This is a genomic window from Streptomyces sp. NBC_01089 (genome assembly GCF_045162975.1).
GTDB lineage: Bacteria > Actinomycetota > Actinomycetes > Streptomycetales > Streptomycetaceae > Streptomyces.
In genome coordinates this window covers 3,968,110-3,990,553 of sequence record NZ_CP108660.1, presented here as the reverse complement: position 1 = coordinate 3,990,553, position 22,444 = coordinate 3,968,110, and the positions used below count along the sequence as shown (strand labels likewise).

Genomic DNA, 22,444 nt, shown 5'->3' with positions numbered 1-22,444 from the left:
AAGTGGCGTGCCGTTCTCGTATGGCATCAGCGGGTTACTCGCTCTCCGGGTCGCTGAGCATGATGGCTCGGTTGAGTGGGACGTTGATGAGGAAGCTGTTACGCAACGCGGGGTCAGTGATAGTGGCGCCCTTCTGTGCCACCTTGATGCGGGCACGGCCGAGGAGATCACGGGCTTCGGCCTCGGATCCCGCGGCGCGCAGGGCGCGGGCCGCGTGGAAGAGAATTTCCTCGCTGCGCAGTGCCGGCATGTCGCCGGTCTGCTCCAGAAGCCGGACCGCGTCGCGTGCATATGCGACCGCCGTCGCCAAGTCTCCTTGCAGGAGATGTACTTGCGTGGACAGCCCCATAGCGGCGATCTCGCTGCGCACCATACCGGTGCGACGGGTTTCGACGACGGTGTCCGTCGCCAGGCGGTGGACGGTCTCCAAGGCATGGGGGTTGTTGTCAGCCGTGTCCAGGACGACCTGGGCGTAAAGGTTGCGCACGATGGGGACGAGGTTGATGAGCCAGGTGCGTTCCGTTTCCAGCCAGGCCTCCTCGATCAATGTCAGGCATTCGCCGCGGCGGCGGGGATCGGAGGTGAGGAGCTGGGCGAGCAGCGCGGTGTTGTAGGCGTGCCAGCCGCTGTCCCCACCGCGCTCGGCCTCGGCGCCGCGCGCCTCATGCAGGATGCGTTCCGCTTCGTCGAACTGGCCGAGCCCGGTGCGTACCTGCGCCAAGTAGTTGAGTGCGATCGGAAGTTCGACGTTGAGCGGCTCCATGCGCAGACGGTCGGTGCAACGCGCCAGACGGGTCAGGGCCTGCTCGGGGCGGCCGTCATCGAACAGGGTGATGCCCAGTTGCATCTCATTCAGGTTGCGGGCGTGCTGAAGGACAGGGTCGCCGCTCGCACCGAGCCGGGGATCGGAGGCGTACAGCTCTTCGGCCTGCTGGAGCTGGGCCAGGCCATCGGTGAGGTTGCGCTTGGACACCTGGCGGCCGTACTCGACCTTGGCGACGAACAGGGCGACCGGGTCGTCCTGCTGCTCTGCGATCTTCACAGCATCGCTGAGTTTGCCCAGGCCCGGCACCAGTCCCTTGGTGGCCATGAGGGTCTTGCCGCGTAGCAGGGTTGTACGGGCCACGAGCTCGGGCGCGGCACACCGGGAGGCAGCCTGTTCGGCCTCTGCTGCGAGGGCGTCGATCAAAGGTCCGCCTGCGGACTCACCGCGCCAGCGCACCTCGGTCAGTGACAACAACAGTTCAATCGCTTCCGCCAGTCGACGATCACGACCGGGGGTGCCGTCGGGGAGCTTGCGGGCGGTGCGGATGGCCTTCTCGCAGTGCCGTTCGGCCTCGGCGAAGGACAAGCCGTCGATGGCGGCGGAGCGGGCCAGGGCGTAGTGCGCGGTGGCCGACTCGGCAGCGCACTCCTGGCCGCCTTCCTCCAGGTGACGAGCGATCTCCAGGCGTCGCTCCAAGTGGGCCGAAGCGACGCCGCTCTGTTCGGCCAGGGCCCGGGCGATACGAGCATGCCGGCTGCGGCGCTGCTGATCGGTTTGCTGATGGTGATAGAGCACGTTCCACAAGGCCAGGTGCTGGAACCGATAGCAGTCCGAAGGGTCGCGGCTTGCCCAGTCGGGGCGCCGGCCCCGGGTAATCAGCTGATGGTCCTCAGCGATGCGGCGCAGACGTTCCATCGTCTCTTCGTCAGGAAGGTCCATGGCAGTGGCGACGGTACGGGACAGGAACGTCGGTCCTTGGGTGGCCGCGGTCACCAGGAGTAGCTGGTCGTCGGGCGGCAGGCGCCGCATCCGGTCCTTGACGACCCGCTCGACGCTCTGCGGGAGCAGGATCCGGTCGCCGTGCTCGGGCTGCCATTCGTCCAGACACAGGCGTACAAAGATGGGGTGACCGGCGGTGAGGGAGCTCAGGTGCGTCGGCAGGGCCGGCGGTGCGGTGGGGCAGTGGTGGCGGACGAGTTCCGCGATCGCGTCGTCCGGGAGCCCGCTCAGTGAGTGGGAGCGGACCAGCCCTTCGCTCTCCCACAGCCGCAGCAGCTCGCGGGTACTCTCGGCCGCTCCGTCGAGCGTCTCACCGGTGGCATGGCTGAGGACGAGAGCGATGGAGGAGCCGGGCAGCATACGCAGCAGCCGGTCCAGTACCAGCAAGCTGCTGGAGTCGATGTTCTGGACGTCGTCGATCGTGAGGACCGTGGGCGGCCCCGACTCCGTGAGCTTGAGTACCGCGTCGACGATTTGGATGGCAACACTCTGTTGGAAGGGCAACAGTGAGTCGAACGGCATGGAACCCGAACTGAGCGCGGCCTCGGTCACGTCACGGCCCATTTTCAGTACCTGGCCGAGCCCCGGCACCAGGGCTGACAGCAGATCCGGCAGTGAACGAGCAGCGCTCCGTCCCGCTGTGCCCAACAATTGCTTGAAGCGGCTGCGTCCTGTCTGGGCATCCAGCTTCACCAGGATGTCGATGATCGGGCCGTACAGCACTCCAGGGCCGATGCACGGGTGACAGCGCGCGGTGATGACCCGGCACGGGTGTGCCCTCGGGGCCGAAGTGGAAGTACGCCGGACGAACTCACTGATCAATGAGGTCTTGCCCATGCCTGAGGCGCCCTCGACCAGCAGTGCACCCCCGCGCCCCTCGGCCAGCCCCAGGACCAGGGAGCGCAGCTCTTCCATAGGTTCGGTCCGGTCGACGAACATGGCCTGCACGACAGCCCCCGTAGGTTCACTCTGTACCTGCCGGAGCGGCCACTCCGACACCTTTCGTCACTCAACGCACGTAAGCGGCCACAGTAGAACACGGTGATCGCGCATGCGAGAGTGAGATCCTGCCACTGGCCATGGCCTGCGAGGCCAGATGCCGGGTCCTGTCTCCGGGGCATCTGCTCCATGCACACCACCGGTCCGCCACCGGTCCACGGCTGACTCCGTTGACTCGCCCGAACGGCCGTGCGACGGTGAAGGATCGCTCCTCTCGGGAGCATTGGGAACTGGAGGCAGACCGCCGTGACCTTCGGAAACGACGACTCCCGCTCGGGCAGCATGAACCGCAGTCTGATGCCGGAGCAACTCGAATACTTCGACAAGGAGTTCGCCGCCCGCCCGGCGAACCGCCTGATGCAGAACGCCGTCACCCGGACACCCGTGGACGATGTCGCCCTGGACCGCCGCGTCCTGACCGGCATCGACCACTCGGTCTCCCATCACCTGGACGACTGGAAAGTCACCAACCAGAAGCAGAGCGGGCGCTGCTGGCTGTTCGCCGGGCTCAACCTGCTGCGGGTCGGGGCCGCCCAGGCGCTGGGGATGAAGGACTTCGAGTTCTCCCAGAACTACCTGCTCTGGTGGGACAAGTTCGAGCGTGCGAACCACTTCCTGGAGACGGTCATCGAGACCTCGGACCGGGACGTGGACGACCGCACGGTGGCCCATGTGCTGTCGGACCCGATCAGCGACGGCGGGCAGTGGAACATGTTCGTGGCGCTGGTCGCCAAGCACGGCCTGGTCCCCAAGTCGGCCATGCCGGAGACGCACAGCTCATCCGCGACCCGGTCGATGAACCGGGACCTGGAGACCTTGCTCCGCCAGGGCGCCCGTGACCTGCGCGCGCAGGCGGCCCAGGGCGCAGAGGCCCAGCGGGAGCGCAAGCGCGAGGTGCTTGAGGTCGTCCACCGGGTGCTCAGCATCCATCTCGGCACGCCGCCGCAGCGGTTCCTGTGGCAGTGGGAGGACAAGGACAAGGAGTTCCACCGCGACGGCTGGCTCACCCCGGCGGAGTTCGCGGCCTCCTATGTGCGGCTCCCGCTGGACGAGTACGTCTGTCTGGTGCACGACCCGCGGGAGTCCAGCCCGGTCGGCCGCACCTTCACCGTCGAGCATCTGGGCAACGTGGTGGAAGCCCCGCCGGTGGTCTATCTGAATGTGCAGGTGGACCTGTTGAAGCAGCTGGCCATGGACGCGATCGTGGGCGGCGAGCCGGTGTGGTTCGGCTGTGACGTGGCCAAGATGATGCGCGGGGACGTCGGCGTCTGGGACGCGGCGCTCTTCGACTACGCGGCCGTCTACGACGCTCCGTTCACCATGGACAAGGCCGACCGGCTGCTGCACCACGACACACAGATGACCCACGCGATGCTGTTCACCGGCGTGGACGTGGTGGACGGCAGCCCGCGCCGCTGGCGGGTGGAGAACAGCTGGGGCGAGGAGAAGGCCGACAAGGGCTTCTGGACGATGAACGACTCGTGGTTCGCCGAGCACGTCTTCGAGATCGCGGTCCGCCGCTCGACACTGCCGCCGGACCTGGCAGCGGCCCTCGACGAAGCCCCGATCGTCCTTCCGGCGTGGGACCCGATGGGAGCCCTCGCCGACTGAGGACACCGAGACGGCGGGGTAGTACGAGTACGAGCAGTTGGCGGAGGACGAGTGACCCCTGGCCGTCACCGACGGGCCCAGGGGCCTCCGCGGCCGGCCCGTCAGGCTGCCGCGACCGCTACCGCGTCGAGCTTGCCCGTCTTCGCGTCGGAGACGAGGTTCGCGAACTGGTCGGCGCTCATCTGGACACGTTGGCCGAAGTCGTCGGTGATGACGATGCGGCGGTCCTCTTCGGCCGCGGGGTCGACGAAGAGCTGGGGGCAGCCGCAGTTGCAGTTTCCGCAGAACGTGGCCACGGGTTCGAGGCCGATGGAGTTGTCGGTCATCGCACGCACCTTCCGGAGGTGATCGGCCCCGCCCCTGGGGCGGCGCCGGGAATGGGGCCTGTATACCCGGGCCCGTCCGCGGTCAGACCCGCGCCGCGGGCGTGTCAGCCCACCGCGGAACAGGGGAACTTCAGCGCCCTCCGCAACGACTACCTGGGGGGTTCGGTTCCTCCTGGCGGGAGTTGCGGGAGTTGCGGGAGTTGCGGGAGTTGCGGGAGTTGCGGGAGTTGCGGGAGTTGCGGGAGTTGCGGGAGTTGGTGGTGGGGCGGTGTCGTGAGGCCGCTCCGGTCAGGAGCGGCCCCACGGGTGGTGCGGTACGTCAGGCGGCCGCGCCGAGCAGGCTCCGGCCCCGGTTCTCGCCCCCGCCCCGGTTCTCGCCCTCGCCCCGGCTCTCGCCCTCGCCCTTGCTCCCGCTCTCGCTCTCGTTCGCGTTCTCGATGAGCTGAGCGGTCAGGGCGGCCCGTGCGCGGGCCACCCGGGAGCGCACCGTCCCCACCGGGCATCCGGTCGCCCGCGCGACCTCCGCGTAGGGGAGCCCGAGGAGTTGGGTGGCGACGAACGCCTCACGCCGTTCACGGGGCAGCGCGGCGAGCAGCTCCTGGAGCGCCACGCCCTCCTCGAAGCCGGGCAGGCCGATGGGCTGGGTCCGTTCGACGGCGCGGCGCCAGTCGTCGGTGTCGCTCAGCCGGGGGCGTGCCGCCGCCCTGCGGAAGTCGTCGACGACGGCTCGGCGTGCGATGGCCAGGAGCCAGGTGCGTGCCGACGACCGCCCCTCGAACCGGTGCAGGCTGCGCAGGGCCCGTACGAAGGTGTCCTGGGCGAGATCCTCGGCGAGCTGCGGGTCGGCCGAGAGGTGGGCGACGTAGCGCACGACGTCGCGGTGCAGAGCCCGTACGAACGCCTCTGCTGCCGCCGGATCGCCGGCGCGCGCGGCCAGGGCCCAGCCGGTGGACGCCGCGTCGTCGGGCCCGAGCCGTTCGGCCCGTGGGCCGGGGCCCGGCGCCGGCTCGGCGGTTTCCACAGGCTGGGGACGGTGTTGTTCGCGTGGTCCGCCGGGTTCGGCGGGCAGGGTCGGTTTCATCGCCTGGTGTCCTTTGCGGATCGTTCCGGAACCGCACCGCGCCGCTCCGTACCGCCGCGGGCCGCCGTGTGCACGCGTGACCGGCGGGCACGGCCGTGGCCCGGCGGACGGGAAGCCGGGGTTCCGGTGAGGGGGCACCCGTGCCCGTCGGCCCGGGTGTGCCCGAAGGAAGCGGCGGCGCCGTACGGCTGCGCGCCGTACGCACGGCAGCGGGCGGCCGGTCGCCTGACCGGTCGCGTGCGGGTGCGTACGTACGTCCTTCGGGATGCCTTGCCGCTGCGTCAGAGAGCAGCAAGGCCCCCGGGCGGGCCGCGTGGGTCCAGGTCGCGGGTGCACAACAGCCCGCGCGGCAGCCGGTCGCTGAGGCCCCGGCGCGCTCTCGCGCGAGGACGCGGGGGCGGGACCGGCGCGGTGAGGGGCCCCTGAAGCGGGGTCAGCAGCCAGGCGGCCACGGACCGCAGGATCCGGAAGGCCGCCCGCTCACCCCTGGCCAGCCATACACCGCACACGAGCGCGGCGAGGAGATGCGCGGCGAGCATGCCGGTCGAGGACATGCCCGCCATGTCGTGGCCCATGGAGCCCATGGAGCCCATGGAGCCCGTGTGCCCCATCGAGCCCATGTGGTTCATCGACATCATGTGGCTCATGTGGCTCATGGGCTCCGTGGTGTCCATGTCGCCCGCTTGCCCCATGTACCCCAGGTGGCCTGCGTGGTGGCCCATGTCATGCAGCGGGCCAGTCGAGCAGAGGTTGTCCACCAGTGGTGCCGTACGGGCCGGGGCGGCGGTGGAAGCCGTGGCGACCAGGCCCTGTGCCGTGGCGAATGCGCTGTGCAGGACCGCCTGCGTCGTGACGGCGAGGCCGGTCACCAGCCAGATGCCGCGCTCTCGTGTGGCGGCCCACCAGCCAGGAACCGCCACCGCCAGGAAGCCGGCGGCGACCACCCAGAAGGGCAGCGGCGCCCCGGACATCAGCACGTGGCCTGCGGCGGCGAGTGTCACGGAGACAGCGGCGAACATCGCCGCTCGTGCCGCGCGCCCGATCCGCCCCGCCTCCATGGCCCCTCATCCTCCCATCGCGGGGCGGAATCGGGAACGGCAGGGTGTCCTGGGTGCGCCTCTCGTCACCATTGCCGGATACGCGTACGGGAGCACATGAACACGGCATATGTGCAGGGGGCCGTGACAGGGCGGGAAGGCGAGTGGCCGAGCGGGCAGCTCGCTCCTCCGGCACCGTGCCCGCACCGGGTCACGCCGGGTTCCGGCCGGGGCGTACGACGGTCGCCGACACCGTGACCGGCTCGGCGCGTTCGAAGCGCAGGGTGAACGGGATGTGCTCCCCCGCCCGCCAGTCGCCCTTCGGGCGGACCGTGACGTCGATGCCGGTCGGGGCCATGGTGAGACCTTCCCCGGCCGGAACCGCCGCGGTGGTCACGGGCTGCCGGTACGCCCCGGACGGGGTCATACGGTGCCGGCTCAGGGCAGGTGGCACGGCCGCACGCGGGGAGGTGACCGACAGGAGACGGTCGTCCGAGCCCCCGGTGTTGGTGAGGGTGAAGAAGGCGGCGGTCTCCGGCGTCGCACCGAGCCGGAGGAAGACATGGCCTTCCGGTACGGCGATGTGCGAGGGGCTGCCCGCGTTGCCGTGCGCGGTCCAGGCGGTGAGCCCCGCGAGGGCGAGCCCGCAGGCGGCCACCGGCACACCGACGGCGGCCAGTGGGTCACGCAGCCGGGCGGGCAAGGGATTCTTCACGGCCGGTACTTCCTTACGGGAGACGGAGCGGGAGTCACCGAACGGTCCTGCGGGAGCGGGAGCGGGAGCGGGAGCCTGTGCCTGTGCCGGATCCGGAGCCGGAGCCGGATCCGGAACCTGTGCCTGTGCCTGTGCCTGTGCGGGAGATCGGGTGCCCGGCCGAGGCGGGGCCGTCCTGCGGGAGCGGGCGCCGGGACGACGCGGGAGCTGACCCGGCCGAGCGCGGGCGCCGGGCCGGCGGAGGAGCGGGCTGCCAGTGGCGCAGCCGGAGACTGCTGAGGACGACCAGGACGGAGCTGAGGGACATCGCGGCGGCGGCGAGCATCGGGTCGAGCAGTCCGGCCATCGCGAGCGGGATGGTGACGGCGTTGTAGCCGAAGGCCCACAGGAGGTTCCCGCGGATGGTCGCGAGGGTGCGGCGGGCGAGCCGCACCGCGTCGGCGAGCGCCTCGATGTCATCGCGTACGAGCGTCACATCGGCGGCCCCGATGGCGACATCGGTGCCGGTGCCCATCGCGATGCCGAGGTCGGCACCGGCGAGCGCGGCCGCGTCGTTGACGCCGTCCCCGACGACCGCGACCCGTAGCCCCTTCTCCCGCAGTTCGCGGACGAGCACCGCCTTCCGCTCGGGCGTGCACCGGGCGTGCACCTCGTCGATGCCGAGCAGCGACGCGATGGCGCGGGCCGGGGTCTCCTGGTCGCCCGTGGCCAGGACCGGCCGCACACCGAGGCGGCGCAGCCGGTCCACGGCGTGGTAGCTGCCGGGCCGCACCACGTCGCCGAGGGCCATGACCGCCTCGGGCCGTCCCTCGACATCCACCACGACGGGGGTGTGGGCGGCTTCCGCGGCGGCGGTGAGCGCGGCGGCCAGCGCGGGCGGAAGGTCACCCTCCGGCGCGCGGGCCTCCACGAGGGCGCCGTCGACAAGTCCCCGTACACCGCTGCCGGGTGTGGCGGCGAAGCCGGTGAGTACACCGGACCGTACGGCCGCCGGGCCGAGGGCGCGCTCGGCGTGTGCGACGATCGCGCGGCCGATGGGGTGCTCCGAGCCGCTCTCGACGGCAGCGGCCAGCCGCAGCACCTCCGCACCGGGGAGCCCGTCACCGCGGACCGTCACCCGGGCCACGCTGAGGTGCCCGGAGGTGAGTGTGCCGGTCTTGTCGAGGACGACGGTGTCGATCTGCCGGAGCGATTCGAGGGCCTGGGGGCCGTTGACCAGGACGCCGAGTTGCGCGCCGCGTCCGGTGGCCGCCATGAGGGCGGTGGGGGTGGCGAGTCCGAGTGCGCAGGGGCAGGCGACGACGAGCACGGCCACACACGCGGTGACCGCGGGCTGCACGTCGGCTCCGGCGCCCAGCCAGAAGCCGAGCACGGTGGCCGCGAGGATCAGCACGACGGGAACGAAGGACCCGGCCACGGTGTCGGCGAGCCGCTGGGCACGGGCCTTCCCCGCCTGAGCCTCCGTCACCATCGCGGTGATACGGGCGAGTTGGGTGTCGGCTCCGACGGCGGTGGCCCGTACGAGCAGCAGACCTCCGGCATTGACCGCGCCCCCCGTGACCGCCGAACCCGGGGCGACCTCCACGGGGCGCGTCTCGCCCGTCACGAGGGAGAGATCGACCGCGGACGCGCCCTCCGTGACCTCGCCGTCGGTGGCGACCCGCTCCCCGGGGCGTACGACGAAGACCTGCCCCACGGCGAGCCGTTCGGCCGGCAGCCGCAGCTCGGCACCGCCGTCGCGCACCGTCACCTCCTTCGCCCCCAGCTCGGCGAGCGAGCGCAGGGCCGCTGAGGTGCCCCGCCGCGCCCGGGCCTCCAGATACCGGCCGATGAGCACGGAGAGCGGGACGCCTGCCGCCGCTTCCAGATACACGTGCGCGACGCCCTGGGAAGCGGTGGGCACCAGGGTGAAGGGCATGCGCATGCCGGGGGCGCCGGCCCCGCCGATGAAGAGGGCGTACGCGGACCAGGAGAACGAGGCCAGGACGCCGAGCGAGACGAGGGTGTCCATCGTCGCCGCACCGTGCCGGAGCCCGCGCAGCGCCCGCCGGTGGAAGGGGAAGGCGCTCCAGAACACGACCGGCGCGGTGAGCACGAAGCACAGCCACTGCCAGTTGCGGAACTGCAGCGCGGGCACCATCGAGAGCGCCATCACGGGGAGAGCGAGCAGCGCCGTCACCACGAGCCGCTGCGGCAGGGCCTGTTGGCGCCGTTGCTGCCCGTCCTCGTACTCGTTCATGTGCTTACGGCCGGGGGCGGCGCGGGCGGTGTACCCGGCCTTCTCGACGGCCTGGACCAGCGGCGCGGTGCCGAGTTCTGCCGGGTACTGAACACGGGCCCGCCCGGTCGCGAGGTTGACGGTGGCGGTGACGCCGTCCAGCGCCGAGAGTTTCTTCTCCACCCGGCGTACGCAGGCGGCGCAGGTCATCCCGCCCACGGCCAGGTCCGCCGTGCGCATCGGCCGTGGGGCCGTGGTCTCCGTTGCCATCAGTGACCGTCCCCCTGCCCCATGCCGCCCATGTCCCCCATGCCCGGGTCGTCGTGGCGCGAGGCTCCGTGGTGCGAGACCCCGTGCATGTCGGGGGCGACCGGACCGGTGAGGTGCCCGACTCCGTACGACACGGTGAAGGCGGCCACCAGCAGCAACAGGAAGCCCACGAGCACGGCGTACGGAGACGGAGACGGGGCGGAGAGACGCGGGGCGGAGAGAGACGGGGTGGAGAGACGCGGGGCGGAGAGGGAAGAACGCCGTCCCGGGGAGGGAGTTGGGGAGGGCGTTACGGAGTGGTCCATGGATGTGGCTCCGGCTGGGGTGCGGGCCGCGCGCGAGGGGGCGCGGCTGTACGGACCAGTGGTCGGCCCGCAGCGGGCACCAGTTCCCGCGCGGACGAGTGACCTGAGCCACCTCAGGGGCATCAGGGGCACCAGGGACATCAGGCCCCGGCGGCACCCCTCACACCATGACGACGAACATCACCGCCATCCCCAGGGCCATCGCCCCGTGGCAGCCGAGGTCGAGCGCGCCCCGGGCATCGTCCGGGGCGACACCGTCCGGGGCGACACCGTCCGCATCCGGGCGGGGCCCGAGCCGGCCGGTGTCGAAGCCCCGGGTCAGCCACCACAGAGCCAGTGCCAGCAGGACGAACGCGAGGACTCCGGCGCTCCACCGGTCACCCGCGCCGGTCAGCTCCATCGCGCCCGCCGCACCGGAGCCGGACATGTCCATCCCCTGCATGTCCATCCCGGGCATGTCCGCCATCGACCCGCCCCCGCCGCCCATCGAGCCCATGGACGTGCTCCAGGCCATCGCCGCGACCATCCACGCCATCGCCCCGGTCATCACGGCATGCGGCAGGACACTCACCAGTGCTCGGCCGCGCGCCGGCTCTCCCGGCCAGGCCACGGCCGCCAGGGGGAACCAGACGGCGGCGAGCGAGAAGAACACCACCTGGGGAACGACGAGCAGGCCCATCCCCCAGGGCCACACCATCGCGAGCATCGCCAGGGCCATGACGGCATGCAGGATGTGCGCGAGCCGCGCCACCCACGGGTGCCCGACGTGCGCGTGCGCGGACCCGTGGGCGTGCGCGGGCCCGTGGGCGTGCGCGGGCCCATGCGCGGACCCGTGCGCGTGCGCGGACCCGGAGGCGAGGGCGCGCCACAGTCCGTAGAGGGTGAGCGCGCAGAAGAGCACGGTCATGATCCAGCGCAGTCCGGTGGCGGCGATCATCGCGCGGTCTCCTTACGGCGGCGTACGTCCGCGATCACGAGGTCCATGAGCAGGAAGCAGGCGAGGGGCAGTCCGAAAAGAGGCAGGTAGTAGGCGATGACGGCGGCCACCACCACGAATGGCGCCATCACCTTGCCCGGTACCCGGCGCCAGGCCCCGCGTACCGGGAGGCGTCCGGGACGCGGTCCGGTGGCCCGGGCGGGCCTGCGCAGCCACCACATCCGGTAGCCCCACAGCACGATGCCGATCAGTGCGACGGCGATGAGCGCCAGCACGATCTGGTTGGCGAGGCCGAAGAGCAGGCCCATATGGGCGTCGATGCCCCAGCGGGTGAGCTTCGCGAGGACGGGATAGTCGTCGAAGCGGAGGGCCGCGGTGACCTTGCCGTTCGCGGGATCGACCGCCACGGAATCCTGCAGTTCGGGCCAGCGCCGGGTGTTCTCCTTGACGACGTAGGCGCTCCTGGCGTCGGCGGGCGGTGTGATGACGAGCTTGCCGTGCAGCCCGGCTTCGCGAGCGGCCCGGGCCACGGCATCGATACCGACGTCCTTGCGAGAGGCGGAGCCGCCGGCGGACCCGGACGCGGAATGGGGCGCGGCCCCGGACCTGTGCCCCGCCCCCGCACGATCGCCGCCGGTGTGGCCGATGGCGGTGGTGACGGCGGGTGTGCTGCCGCCCAGCGAGTCCTGGATCTTCCCGATGTTCGCCCCCGCGTGCACCGACCACGTCAGCCCCGTGGCCGACAGCGCGAGAAACCCGGCGGACACCCAGAGCCCGACGGCACCGTGCCAGGACAGTGTGCGTCCACGGCCCCCGGGGCTCCGGCGCGGGACGAAGAGCTTGCGCAGCCGCTGCCGGTTGCGGGGTGCGCCGAGCCACAGGGCGAGCCCGCCGGCCACCTCCACCCACAGCCAGCTGGCGGCCAGTTCGCTGTAGTTGCGGCCGAAGGGGCCGAGGTGCAGCGTGCGGTGCAGGCTGTCGAACCACGCGCGGACCGGCAGCCACTCCCCGGTGGTACGCAGGGTGCCCAGGACTTCACCGCTGTACGGATTCACGAAGGCGGTCCGTGTGTCCCCCTCCGGCAGCCCCCGTACGTCGAAGGCCACCCGCGTGCTGTCGGTGGCGCCCGCGCCCAGGGTCACCGACACGAGACGACCGCCGGGGACGGCGGCGCGCGCCGCCTCGACCTGCTTGGCGAGCGGTTCCGCCGCACCCCGCGCGCCGACCTTCAGTTCGTGCCCGTACACCACGGACTCGATCTGCGGAGTCGCCGTGTACAGCAGGCCGGTGACGGCGGCGGTCAGCAGGAACGGCCCGATCAGGATGCCCGCGTAGAAATGCAGCCGCAGCAGCAGAGGACGCAGCCCGCTCCACACACCCGGGCGGCCGGGCGGCTCCACCCCCTCGTCCACGGGGGGAAGGGACGGCGACCGGCCGGCGGGTATGCGCCTTGCCGGTGGAGAAGGGGACGGTGGAGAAAGGGAGGGAGGAGAAGGAGAGGGAGGAGAAGGGGACGGAGGGACGGCAGGAGCGGTCTCGGGCATGGGGGCTTCCTCGTACGGGCACCGGGGACGGTTCTCGCACAGGAGTCGGCCCGCTGGGCCGGTGAGTTCCCCCGGGCCGGACGTGAGGGCGGTCACCTCTCCGTACGTCACCTCTCGGTACGGCTCCTGCCGTACGAGGTCACGGACGGGATCTACCAGATCCGCGGCCTGGACATCTCCAACATGACCCTGGTCGAGGGCGAGCGCGGCGTGATCGTGATCGACCCGCTGATGTCCATGGAGACCGCAGCGGCCGGACTGGCCCTGTACCGCGCGCACCGGGGCGGGCGCCCGGTGACCGCCATGATCTACACCCACTCCCACGGCGACCACTTCGGCGGCTCCCGCGCCATCGTGCCGCACGGCACCACCGGTATCCCCGTCGTGGCGCCGGCCGGATTCCTGGAGCACGCCGTGGCGGAGAACGTCTACGCGGGCAACGCCATGTCCCGGCGCGGGATCTTCATGTACGGCGTGCGCCTGCCCAAGAGCCCCACCGGGCAGGTCGGCTGCGGCCTGGGCAGTGTCACCTCACTGGGCACCATCAGCCTGGTCGCCCCGACCGTGGACATCGAGAAGGCCGGTCAGGAGCTGACCCTCGACGGCGTACGGATCGTCTTCCAGCTCACCCCGGGCACCGAGGCCCCGTCGGAGATGAACTTCCTCTTCCCCGGCCACCGGGCCCTGTGCATGGCCGAGAACGCCACCCACACCCTGCACAACGTCCTGACCCTGCGCGGCGCGGTCGTACGGGACTCCCGTATCTGGGCGCACTGTCTCGACGAGGCCCCGGTGATGTTCCAGGGCCAGGCCGACGTCGTGTTCGCCTCCCACCACTGGCCCACCTGGGGCGAGAGCGAACTCACCGACTGCCTCACCACACAGCGCGACCTCTACGCCTCGGGCCCGGTCAGGCCCTGGTTGAGCAGGCGCAGGGGAGAAGTCCTGGACGGCGCGCGGCTATTACGGCTCCGTCAGCCACAACGTCAAGGCCATCTACCAGCGGTACATGGGCTGGTTCGACGGCAACCCCGCCCATCTGTGGGAGCACCCGCCGACCGAGACCGCCAAGCGGTTCGCCGCCGACTACGGGGGCACCGACGCCCTTGTCGCCAAGGGCCGCAGCTATGCCGAGGAGGGCGACCTACGCTTCGCCGCGACCCTCCTCAACCACGCTGTCTTCGCCGAACCGGGCCACACCGGCGCCCGTGAGGCCCTCGCCGACGTCTACGACCGGCTCGGCCACGGCGCGGAGAACGCCACCTGGCGCAACTTCTACCTCACCGGTGCCATGGAACTGCGCGGCACCACCGCGACCGCGGGCATCGACCTCACCAACCCCGAGCTGGCCATGGCCCTCACCGTCGGCCAGATCATCGACTCCCTCGCCATCCGTATCGACGGCCCCCGCGCCTGGGACACCACCCTCACGATGGCCTGGCACCTCACCGACCACGACCGCACCTGGCACCTCGCCCTCTCCAACGGCGCCCTCACCTACCGCACGACGGCGGGGGCACCGCCTCCTGCCCCGGCGGCCGATCTCACACTGGCCCTCGACCGGCCCCGGCTGTTCGGTGTCCTCGCGGGCCAGGGCCTGGACGGCGTCACGGTCCAGGGGGACCCCGGGACCCTGGAACGTCTCGTCGCGCTCCTGGACACCCCCGACCCGAACTTCCCGATCGTCACGCCCTGACCTGCTGTCCGTACGGGCGGCGGCCCCAGCGCCCGGGGCCCGCCCACGGCATCGGATCAAGGCATCGGATCAGGAGATGGCGTCAGTTCAGGGATCGGTTCAGGGGGTCAGTTCAGACATCGATTCAGACACCGATTCAGACACCGATTCAGACATCGATTCAGGCATCGGTTCAGGGCGCCAGCACCGTGACCACGACGACGAACCCGGCGAGCAGCAGCAGGGCCAGAGCCAGCAGGGGCGCGCTCGTGCCGCGGCCCAGTGGCTGGCGTCCGCGCATCCGGGCCTGGCGGGTACGCCACTGGAGGTAGCCGGTGACCGTGACCCCGGTCGCCAGCGCGATGAGGTACCCCGCCAGCGCAAGACGCAGGGCGCGCGGGGCGATGTCCGTGAGCTGGACGACGACGAACGATGCGGCCAGCAGGGCCAGCGCCGTACGGAACCAGGCCAGCAGGGTGCGCTCGTTGGCCAGCGTGGCCCGGTAGTCGGGCTCCCCGCCGCGCTGCCACCACGGGGCGCCAGGGGGCGGGGAACTGTCACCCGGATCCGCAGGGGGACCGGGATCGCGGCCGGAACCGGGGCCGGGGCCGGGGGAGTCGGGCGGCATCAGCGGTCGCCCCCGCCCACGGGAACCGGCACGGCGGCGCTCACACCGGGCCTCATCCGGCCAGGCCGCTGATCGCGTCGCCGACGTACTTGGCGCCGAGTACGACCAGCAGGGTGGTCATGATCGCCGCGTTGTGCCGGGCCATCCACGTACGCCACTCGCCCAGCACGGTCTGCGAACGCCGGCCGCCGAGCAGATACACACCCAGCGGCAGCAGCGTGCACAGCGACGCGATGAGCACCATCAGGACGGCCGCGACGGTCTTGCCGCCGGTACTCGCGCCGGAGGCCGCAATCGAGACGGCGCTCCCGACGGCGAGTACGAGGTTCTTGGGGTTGGCGACCGCCAGCGCCACCGCGAGCCCCGCGGACTTGACGGGCGTGAAGCGGTCGACGGCCCCCATCCAGCGCGGCGATCCACCCGATGGCGAACGCCGTGCCGTTGCCGCGCCCCTTCGGCGTGGCCAGCATCAAGATCACCGCGATCAGCGGCAACGGGCTGATGGCGATGCCGACCGCCGAAGCCGGCATCTGCCCGACCGCGTCACCCACCGCTGCCCACCGGCCGCAACGCCGCAGGACGAACACCGCGGCCGTGTCCGGGCCCGGGCCCACGTCCAGGCCCGGAACCACGCCCGGTCCCGGTCGCGGCCGGCGGTGGGGCCGACGGCAGGGCCGTGTTTCCTCGCATGCCCCCACGTTCAGCGAACGCGCTGCGCACCGCCACCCGGCCGACCGGCCCTGCGAGTGAAGGCTGCTGCCGCCGTCGACTGATCCTGCGGAACTGACGCGAGAACAACGGGAACAACAGGAACAAGGAACAACGGGAACAAGATGCGCCGAGCGGGCACCGGACGTTGACTGACCCGAACGACGAGGGAGGCGGTCATGAACGGGACAGCAGCGCGGATGCGGCCGGCGAAGTCCGGCATGGACATCCGCCGCCGGCCCCTCACCGCGGTCGTCCCGACACCGGCCGCCCCCAGGAGGCAGCGCAACGGAGGCGCCCCCTGAACCGCTCAGATGCCGACGAGGACACGGAGCCGGGCGAGCCGGGCCCGCCGCTGAAGCACGCGCCCGGTTGCCCCGCTGGTGGCCGGATGGCTGCGGGGCTACCGGCGGAAGTGGCTGCGGGGCGATGCGCTGGGTGCGCTCACCGCGTGGGCGCTGATCGTGCCCGAGTGCGTGGCGTACGCGCAGATCGCCGGAGTGCCACCGCAGAACGCCTTCTACGCCGCCCCGGTAGCTCTGCTGGCCTACGCGCTGCTCGGCCGCTCGCGGTTTCTGCTCATCGGCGCGACCTCGGCGGCCGCGGTGCTCTCGGCGGCCACCGTCTCCGACGTCAGCTCCGATCCCGAGGCGGCCGTCGGGTGTCGGCCGCGCCGGCGCTGATCGTCGGGATCATCCTGATCGGGGCGGGGCTCGCCCGGCTCGGGTTCCTCACGAACTTCCTGGCCGAACCAGCCCTGGCGGGCTTCCTGTTCGGCATGGCGCTGACCATCATCGTCCGGCAGGTGGCGAAGCTCACCGGAGTCTCCAGCGGCGACGGCAACTTCTTCGAACGGCTGTGGACGGTGCTGCGCCGCGCCCCCGACTGGTCGCTCACCACCCTCGCCGTGGGCGCGGTGGCGCTCGCCCTGCTCCTGGTGCTCGAGCGGTACATGCCCCGGCTGCCCGCCTCGCTGCTTGTGCTGGCGCTGGGTTTCGCGGTGTCCGCCGCGGCCGGTCTGGAGCACCACGGGGTGGAGACCGTCGGGAAGATCCCCTCAGCGGTGCCCGTGCCGCATCTGCCGGGCGTCGCGGCCCACGACTGGCTGCTCCTGGGCGGCGGAGCGGCTGGTGTGGCCCTGATGGTGTTCGCGGAAGCCTTCAGCATCGCGGGCCGGTTCGCCCGCGAGCACGGCGACGACGTCGACGCCGACCGCGAGATGATCGCGGTCGGGGCGAGCAACATCGCCGTCGGCTTCTTCCGCGGCTACACGGTCTCCGGGAGCGCCTCACGCAGCGCCGCCGCCGAGGGGGCGGGCGGGCGCAGCCCGATGGTGTCCGTGATCGCCGCCCTGCTGATCCTGGTCACCGGGGCGTTCCTCACCCCGCTGTTCACCGACCTGCCCGAACCGGTCCTGGGCGCCATCGTGATCGTCGCCGTACGGGGTTTCCTGAAAGTCGGCGAACTGCACCGGTACGCGAAACTGGACCGCCCCAGCTGCTGGGTGGCCCTCACCGCACTGACCGGTGTGCTCCTCTTCGATCTGCTGCCGGGCCTGCTGCTGGCCGTGGCGCTGTCGCTGGCACTGTTCATCGGCGCGGCCGGCCGCCCCCGCCTGGCCGTACTCGGCCACCTCCCGGCACCCACCTCTACGGAGACACCGCCGAACACAGCGCCGCCCTCACCACCCCCGGAGTGCTCGTGACACGGCCGGACGGCGCCCTCTTCTTCGGCAATGTCAGCCGCACCAGGCTCGGCATCAAGGCCCTCTTGAAACAGACTGACCCACCCCCGCACGCGGTGGTCCTGGACATCGGCACCAGCTTCCACCTGGGCGTCCCGGTCCTCGACGTACTCGACGAACTGCACGAGGAACTCACCCGCAGCGACATCCCCTCCACCTGGCCCGGTTACGCGCCCGGGCCCGAGCGGACCTGATGCACCACCCACTCGCCGGCAAACTGGGCCCACGGGGACTCCATACAACGGTCGAAGAAGCCGTCACAGCCACGACAAGGGGACGGGGCACCGATGATGCGGGTCGCTGACTGGCCTGGCAACGGCCAACGGCCAGTGGACGAGGCTCAGGCCGATTGTCGGAGCCTTGGCCGTTGAGTGAGTGACGGTGACGAAGGGCCGTCCATCGTAGCTCGACCGACTGTAGCGGCTTCGCCCGGAAATCCGGCAGCTGGATCACTGTCCGACAGGGCCTTGTCAGTGCCTACTGCCAGTATTTCTCCTTTGCTCTCACCGAAGTATGAGGAGACAACATGGCGGGGCTTCTGAACTTCCCAGTACAGGCGTGGCGTTCCCGCCGTGCGCGCCTGCAGACGCCGGTGCCGCCGCAGAGAGGGGAGCCCGGGACAACCGGGCCCGGCGACGGGGCGCCCAGCGGAGCGGAGATCGGAGTGCTCACTACCGCTACTCAGCGCGTCCGGCTGATCATCGAAGGGCCCAATGACCCGGATGAGGCGGAGCGAGCGATCGAGGTGCTCGGGAGCCGGCGGGGCTGGAAGGTCAGGTTTGCGCTGCCGCACGACAGACTGAGTGTGGCGGACGGGCGTGTCGCCTTGGTGGTGGATGCCCTCGCAGACGGCCAGCGAAGGACGGCGGTCGGCGCGGTGCGCGACCAAGCGGTCCGCTCGCTCAGAAAGCCTCCAGTCGGATTTCGGGTCCGGGAGGCGCAACTCGTCCGGCACGAGGACGAGCGGGGCACCACCCTGGTTCGGGTGGTGCGGAGGATGCCGCAGGGCTCCGGAAGAGTTTGCCGCTGGCTGTGGCGCCACTGGGAGGCCATGGGCGGGGCCGACACGGGGCATGTGCTGACCGTCCCCCTGATTCCCGAAGAGGATGGCGAGCAGCTGAAGACAAGAGTGAAGGAGCGGTGGGCAGACCTCACGCATGGGGCCTCGGCCTTCGACGAGGAACTCTATGACCTACGGCTGCCCATTGGGCCGAGCCCGAGGTCGGGGACAGGAAGATCCTTCTCGCGGGGGGCTGGCCCTCGGCGCTTTGAGCCAGTGACGTTGTCACTCCTGGTCATATTGATCCCGCTGATGTGTGCCTGGATGCTCGCCTCGCTCTCCTCACGGTGGCGGTTCTTGGCCCTGTTGGCCCCCCTCATGTCCTCCGTGCCAGTGGGATACTGGATCACGTCTAATGAGTCGCGACCCCGACTGCTACGGCTCATGTGGGGCATGTTCGTGGTCGGTAGTTTCACGGGAGTTTCGTACCAGTGGCTGGTAAATAGTCCTGGCGGGCTCGGAGCCCAGGCCCGGGGGGCTCTTCAGGCGCTGCTGTTGCTGGCGATGGCCATTGGTTGCTGGCACGCCTTCACCCGCTCGTGGTTGAGCCGTAATCTGCTGCTGCTCCTGCCTGTGCTCCTGGCACCACTTCCGTTCGTGCTCCCCTGGGTCGGCTCCTTCCTCCACACCGCCTACCTCGAGGACGTGCTGGGAATTCCGGAGTCATCTGTACACGTCGCCTTCTATTGGCGCTACTTCGTAGCACTCAAGCCGGTGGCGCTGATATTCGCGATCACACTGTTCTACGTGTCTCTCTACGGATGGGCCAAGTACTTCAACCTGCACATCTCGCAGAGCGCCATGTTGAACACGATGTTGCCCTTCGTCGTCCTGATCGCCGTCCTTGGGGTGACGGACAAGACCCTGAAAGAAGTGCAGGCCGAAGCAGAGCGCACGTACATGGCTGCGTCCAGGGGCGAGCAGCCACCGGGATACTTCGGCTTGAACGGTCGGCTGGTCTGTGTACAACCGGTGGAGTCAGGCAAACCGATCTCCGTCCAACCGGGGCCGCCCCCGACGAGTCGGCCGGTTCTGGCCTTTCCCAGGGAAGGCGACGACTTGTGGGTGTGGGACCCATCTCCCAAGCGCGGCCGCCTTTCTGCCGAGCATGCTGTCCGGATGAGAGCCGAGGATGTCTCCCTTTACCCGGTGACTGGCACCTCTTGCCCCTGACACCGGCGACTGTGGTGCGGCACCCTCACACCCGCCAAGTGCGTTGACCCGCGTCGGATGTGTCCACGAAGGCATCCTGTGCGAGAGCCCACATAACGGCGAAGCCCCCAGCTCCTTGGCTTGAGGAGGCTCGCAAGTGCGGGCGACGAGATAATTCGGATCGTTCGGTCAGCTGTGGAATTGGATGACCGGCAGTGAAGACTCCACGTTGACCTTCCCCCAGTCGCCTTCCAGGTGGAATTCCGTTCCGTTCCAATGGAGAGCGTCGACTCCCCCGTAGTCCAAGGATCCCGACGCATCCACGGCAGGGGGAGTTCCCTGCTCTGTCCACTCGAGGCGCCGGACGTTCAAGAACTCAATCGTCGCCCTGGCGTAGCAGTGCTGCTCACCGGGCGCAGGAGTCGTGTAGGCAGGGTGGCCGGGGGTGAGAATCAGATCGAGTTCCAACGTCAGCCGCCCGGGGGAAGCCGTGATGCCCAGCACGAAACTGTCCTCGAGATAGACGTTCTCGAATCCGTCGAGGCTGGGGTAGTCAAGCATTTTTCTCCTTATGGAAGGTCCCAGGTTATCGCGGTGTGGTTCCCTACACTCTTTCGAGTCACCGGGTTCCCCTCGGGGTCGATGCGTTCGCCGTTGGCGTTCCTGATCTCTACATGGGGATCAGCGCTGCCAGGCGCGCGGCCACTGCCTTGCTTCAAAGTGACGCGCACGACCCCATTCTCATCAGTAAACTTGGGTGGTCCGTTCTCCGTCTGTGTCTCTGTCCATCCTTGTTCCCGGGCCCACTCTCTGATTCCGGATGCCGTTCGTTGGCCGCCGATGGCGTCGGGCTCGGTGCTGGGCTGCTGGCTGCCGCTGGAGTCCGCAGTGGATGGCTCGCCGTCGGTGCCGCTCTGGGCGCCCTGTGCCATGAGGGCGATACCGGCTCCCCCCAGCGCGGCGACCTGAACAGCATCCACTGATGCGGCGCCGGCGAGGATGCCGCCTCCGGCGAGTGCGAGGCCGCCGGGTGGGAAGAGCATGATCAGGGCGGCGAGGGCGAGCATGGTGAGGGCGATACCAGCGTAAAGTTCGAGGTTTTCCAGGCCCGCTAGCAGCATCGCGCGGGAATCGGTGACGTTACCCCCCAGGGGAGTGCCGCGATAGTGAGCTGCGAGGAGCAGGCCAGTGGTGAGAATGCACCCAGTGGCGGTGAACACGCGTAGCCGCAAGGCCGCTTGCGGCTCGGCAAGCGGTTGTCGCGAGGCGGCCCGCCACGCCCGCAGCAGGAGCGCCAGTTGGATGAGGGCCCAGATGAGTGCGGCTATGCCGAACCACATCAGTAACGTTTGGCCTGCGCCGGTGGTGAAGTGTTTCTGAAGGCCCTTGGTGGAGGTGAATGAGCCCAGGCCCAGGAAGAGCAGAGACGGCAGCATCAGGATGACGGGCACGGCCAGAAGTGGCCAGCGCCTTCGCCACGGGTTGCTGTGGCGAACTTCCTTGAGGTACGCCCGTATTCGCCCCGTATCCCACGCAATGTCCTGGCTGACTGCGTCGATCCGTGCGGCCGTCCCTGCGACCGCGGCATGCAGCAGTTCGAGGCGTCCGGGTTCGGTGCGTCCGGCGGCGTAGAGGAGGGATCTGCGCATGCGGGCGAAGCGGAGGGCGACCAGCGCTGTCCATGGCGGGCACCGGGCGCTGAACGCGGTGAGAGGGCCGATGGCTGCGTTCCCGGTCCGCTCTGCGTTCAGGAGCACGGCGGGCATGGCCTGCTTGCTGCGCTGCAACTGGGCGAAGTCCAGGGCCATGGCGGTGGCCAGGCAGACCAGCGGTGCGTATGTGACCAGGTCGTTGGCTGTGCCGAGCAGGGAGGCTGTCCAGCCAGGCGGTTGGGCGTCGCGGCTGCCGGTGTAGTTGACCAGGGTGTGGTGGCCCATTGCGTAGGCGATGGGAAGTAGCCCGAACAAGCGCCGCCAACCGCGCCCCCGGAGCAGCAGTCCTGTGCCGAGTGCTCCGATGGCTCCCCAGGCGAGGTGGAGGTTGGTGTCCAGGCTGGGCTGGGTGAAGCTGAGGTCCAGGCTGCCGAGCGAGGCCGGCAGCCAGGTGCTCAGTACGGTGTGCCAGTCGGGTATGTACGTGGAGCTGAGGCTGAGGCCCCCGGGCAGCATCCAGCCGCCGTAGGGATACGGGGTGGCGTGCTGGGCGTCGAGAAGATGGCTGAGGAGCACTTCGTACAGGCCGAGCCCGGCCCCGGTGGCGGCGCCGAGGATCACGTAGTCGGTCAGGCCGAGTTGGTAGCGGATCTTGATGTTGAGACCGGCGAGAAGTAGCGGTGCGAGCTTGGCGAGCTCCTCCACGACGGGGACGACGGTGTAACTGCCCCGTCCCATGGCTTCGACCAGTGGCTGCGTGGCGCTCGATGCCACGGCGTGGGCGTAGCCGAGTTCGATGAGTGCGGCCACAACTCCGCTGCCGTACACGCCGACGGCGACCGTCAGCACCACGGTCGACAACCGCAGGGACCTCATCGGCGAGCCGATCACGGCGAGTTGCAGCACTCCGTAGATCGCTGCCGCAACCATGATGACCGACACACGAGCCCCCATTTGGCCATGGCGTCACGGAAAGAAACCACGACAGTACAAGACCTGTGAACGGCTCCTTGGGCG

At 70.2% G+C, this 22,444-nt stretch carries 19 protein-coding genes and 1 pseudogene; 7 read left to right on the top strand and 13 right to left on the bottom strand.

From position 1 onward, the window contains the following. Window positions 1-34: 34 nt before the first annotated feature. On the bottom strand, window positions 35-2,704 hold the full coding sequence (locus OG510_RS17625) for an ATP-binding protein (RefSeq protein WP_406137933.1): 2,670 nt from the start codon (window positions 2,702-2,704) through the stop codon (window positions 35-37). Window positions 2,705-3,010: 306 nt separating this feature from the next. Here OG510_RS17625 and OG510_RS17620 point away from each other — a divergent pair, with 306 nt between their 5' ends. Further along, a complete protein-coding gene (locus OG510_RS17620; protein ID WP_406137932.1) occupies window positions 3,011-4,375 on the top strand; it encodes an aminopeptidase C in 1,365 nt (454 codons plus the stop codon). Window positions 4,376-4,476: 101 nt separating this feature from the next. Here the strand turns inward: OG510_RS17620 and OG510_RS17615 are convergent, their stop codons facing one another. The 8 genes from OG510_RS17615 to OG510_RS17580 form a co-directional block, all read right to left on the bottom strand. After that, window positions 4,477-4,701 carry a hypothetical protein gene (locus tag OG510_RS17615; RefSeq protein WP_406137931.1) on the bottom strand — a complete coding sequence of 75 codons (225 nt, stop codon included), beginning with the start codon at window positions 4,699-4,701 and terminating at the stop codon, window positions 4,477-4,479. A gap of 319 nt (window positions 4,702-5,020) precedes the next feature. After that, complete coding sequence (locus tag OG510_RS17610) at window positions 5,021-5,782, bottom strand: sigma-70 family RNA polymerase sigma factor (protein WP_406137930.1); 762 nt, start codon at window positions 5,780-5,782, stop codon at window positions 5,021-5,023. A 281-nt stretch (window positions 5,783-6,063) separates the two neighbouring features. Then, the gene (locus OG510_RS17605) at window positions 6,064-6,840 is read right to left on the bottom strand and encodes a hypothetical protein (RefSeq protein WP_406137929.1); all 777 of its coding nucleotides are present in this window, start codon (window positions 6,838-6,840) and stop codon (window positions 6,064-6,066) included. A 190-nt stretch (window positions 6,841-7,030) separates the two neighbouring features. Further along, complete coding sequence (locus OG510_RS17600; protein ID WP_406137927.1) at window positions 7,031-7,534, bottom strand: copper chaperone PCu(A)C; 504 nt, start codon at window positions 7,532-7,534, stop codon at window positions 7,031-7,033. Between the two features lie 34 nt (window positions 7,535-7,568). Further along, window positions 7,569-10,022, bottom strand: coding sequence for a heavy metal translocating P-type ATPase (locus OG510_RS17595; RefSeq protein ID WP_406137925.1), 2,454 nt, complete (start codon window positions 10,020-10,022; stop codon window positions 7,569-7,571). Next, the gene (locus OG510_RS17590; protein WP_406137924.1) at window positions 10,022-10,192 is read right to left on the bottom strand and encodes a hypothetical protein; all 171 of its coding nucleotides are present in this window, start codon (window positions 10,190-10,192) and stop codon (window positions 10,022-10,024) included. Before OG510_RS17590 ends, OG510_RS17595 begins: the two co-directional genes overlap by 1 nt. A gap of 295 nt (window positions 10,193-10,487) precedes the next feature. Beyond that, the gene (locus OG510_RS17585; protein ID WP_406137922.1) at window positions 10,488-11,264 is read right to left on the bottom strand and encodes a DUF5134 domain-containing protein; all 777 of its coding nucleotides are present in this window, start codon (window positions 11,262-11,264) and stop codon (window positions 10,488-10,490) included. Continuing rightward, window positions 11,261-12,808 carry a PepSY-associated TM helix domain-containing protein gene (locus OG510_RS17580; protein ID WP_406137921.1) on the bottom strand — a complete coding sequence of 516 codons (1,548 nt, stop codon included), beginning with the start codon at window positions 12,806-12,808 and terminating at the stop codon, window positions 11,261-11,263. The genes OG510_RS17585 and OG510_RS17580 overlap by 4 nt, the downstream gene beginning before the upstream one ends. Window positions 12,809-12,991: 183 nt before the next feature. On the opposite strand from OG510_RS17580, the pseudogene OG510_RS17575 reads away from it, so the two are divergent. Then, window positions 12,992-14,504 (top strand): annotated as a pseudogene (locus OG510_RS17575) (alkyl/aryl-sulfatase). Between the two features lie 172 nt (window positions 14,505-14,676). Here OG510_RS17575 and OG510_RS17570 read toward each other — a convergent pair. Further along, window positions 14,677-15,111 carry a YidH family protein gene (locus tag OG510_RS17570; RefSeq protein ID WP_406137920.1) on the bottom strand — a complete coding sequence of 145 codons (435 nt, stop codon included), beginning with the start codon at window positions 15,109-15,111 and terminating at the stop codon, window positions 14,677-14,679. A 52-nt stretch (window positions 15,112-15,163) separates the two neighbouring features. Next, window positions 15,164-15,514 carry a GAP family protein gene (locus OG510_RS17565; RefSeq protein ID WP_406137919.1) on the bottom strand — a complete coding sequence of 117 codons (351 nt, stop codon included), beginning with the start codon at window positions 15,512-15,514 and terminating at the stop codon, window positions 15,164-15,166. Window positions 15,515-15,998: 484 nt separating this feature from the next. On the opposite strand from OG510_RS17565, the gene OG510_RS17560 reads away from it, so the two are divergent. From OG510_RS17560 to OG510_RS17540, 5 genes are all read left to right on the top strand, one after another. Then, window positions 15,999-16,124, top strand: a complete 126-nt coding sequence (locus OG510_RS17560) for a hypothetical protein (RefSeq protein WP_406137918.1) — start codon at window positions 15,999-16,001, stop codon at window positions 16,122-16,124. A 78-nt stretch (window positions 16,125-16,202) separates the two neighbouring features. Beyond that, window positions 16,203-16,502: a SulP family inorganic anion transporter gene (locus OG510_RS17555; RefSeq protein ID WP_406137916.1), complete on the top strand. Its 300-nt coding sequence runs from the start codon at window positions 16,203-16,205 to the stop codon at window positions 16,500-16,502. After that, a complete protein-coding gene (locus OG510_RS17550; RefSeq protein WP_406137915.1) occupies window positions 16,481-17,524 on the top strand; it encodes a SulP family inorganic anion transporter in 1,044 nt (347 codons plus the stop codon). The genes OG510_RS17555 and OG510_RS17550 overlap by 22 nt, the downstream gene beginning before the upstream one ends. Further along, a complete protein-coding gene (locus OG510_RS17545; protein ID WP_406137913.1) occupies window positions 17,521-17,757 on the top strand; it encodes a hypothetical protein in 237 nt (78 codons plus the stop codon). The genes OG510_RS17550 and OG510_RS17545 overlap by 4 nt, the downstream gene beginning before the upstream one ends. A gap of 332 nt (window positions 17,758-18,089) precedes the next feature. Beyond that, window positions 18,090-19,796: a hypothetical protein gene (locus OG510_RS17540; protein ID WP_406137911.1), complete on the top strand. Its 1,707-nt coding sequence runs from the start codon at window positions 18,090-18,092 to the stop codon at window positions 19,794-19,796. Between the two features lie 168 nt (window positions 19,797-19,964). On the opposite strand, the gene OG510_RS17535 is transcribed toward OG510_RS17540, so the two are convergent. Both OG510_RS17535 and OG510_RS17530 read right to left on the bottom strand, forming a co-directional pair. Next, window positions 19,965-20,336: a hypothetical protein gene (locus tag OG510_RS17535; protein WP_406137910.1), complete on the bottom strand. Its 372-nt coding sequence runs from the start codon at window positions 20,334-20,336 to the stop codon at window positions 19,965-19,967. 8 nt (window positions 20,337-20,344) lie between these two features. Then, entirely contained in the window at window positions 20,345-22,369 is a 2,025-nt protein-coding gene (locus OG510_RS17530; protein ID WP_406137908.1) for a hypothetical protein, read from the bottom strand. Window positions 22,370-22,444: the final 75 nt, after the last annotated feature.

What these genes read in the sequence shown, in the direction of transcription:
- OG510_RS17610 (WP_406137930.1), bottom strand. Translation starts at nt 5,782, where the DNA reads ATGAAACCGACCCTGCCCGCCGAACCCGGCGGACCACGCGAACAACAC.
- OG510_RS17615 (WP_406137931.1), bottom strand. Translation starts at nt 4,701, where the DNA reads ATGACCGACAACTCCATCGGCCTCGAACCCGTGGCCACGTTCTGCGGA.
- OG510_RS17625 (WP_406137933.1), bottom strand. Translation starts at nt 2,704, where the DNA reads ATGTTCGTCGACCGGACCGAACCTATGGAAGAGCTGCGCTCCCTGGTC.
- OG510_RS17595 (WP_406137925.1), bottom strand. Translation starts at nt 10,022, where the DNA reads ATGGCAACGGAGACCACGGCCCCACGGCCGATGCGCACGGCGGACCTG.
- OG510_RS17560 (WP_406137918.1), top strand. Translation starts at nt 15,999, where the DNA reads ATGAACGGGACAGCAGCGCGGATGCGGCCGGCGAAGTCCGGCATGGAC.
- OG510_RS17535 (WP_406137910.1), bottom strand. Translation starts at nt 20,336, where the DNA reads ATGCTTGACTACCCCAGCCTCGACGGATTCGAGAACGTCTATCTCGAG.
- OG510_RS17585 (WP_406137922.1), bottom strand. Translation starts at nt 11,264, where the DNA reads ATGATCGCCGCCACCGGACTGCGCTGGATCATGACCGTGCTCTTCTGC.
- OG510_RS17570 (WP_406137920.1), bottom strand. Translation starts at nt 15,111, where the DNA reads ATGCCGCCCGACTCCCCCGGCCCCGGCCCCGGTTCCGGCCGCGATCCC.
- OG510_RS17580 (WP_406137921.1), bottom strand. Translation starts at nt 12,808, where the DNA reads ATGCCCGAGACCGCTCCTGCCGTCCCTCCGTCCCCTTCTCCTCCCTCT.
- OG510_RS17565 (WP_406137919.1), bottom strand. Translation starts at nt 15,514, where the DNA reads ATGGGGGCCGTCGACCGCTTCACGCCCGTCAAGTCCGCGGGGCTCGCG.
- OG510_RS17605 (WP_406137929.1), bottom strand. Translation starts at nt 6,840, where the DNA reads ATGGAGGCGGGGCGGATCGGGCGCGCGGCACGAGCGGCGATGTTCGCC.
- OG510_RS17540 (WP_406137911.1), top strand. Translation starts at nt 18,090, where the DNA reads ATGGCGGGGCTTCTGAACTTCCCAGTACAGGCGTGGCGTTCCCGCCGT.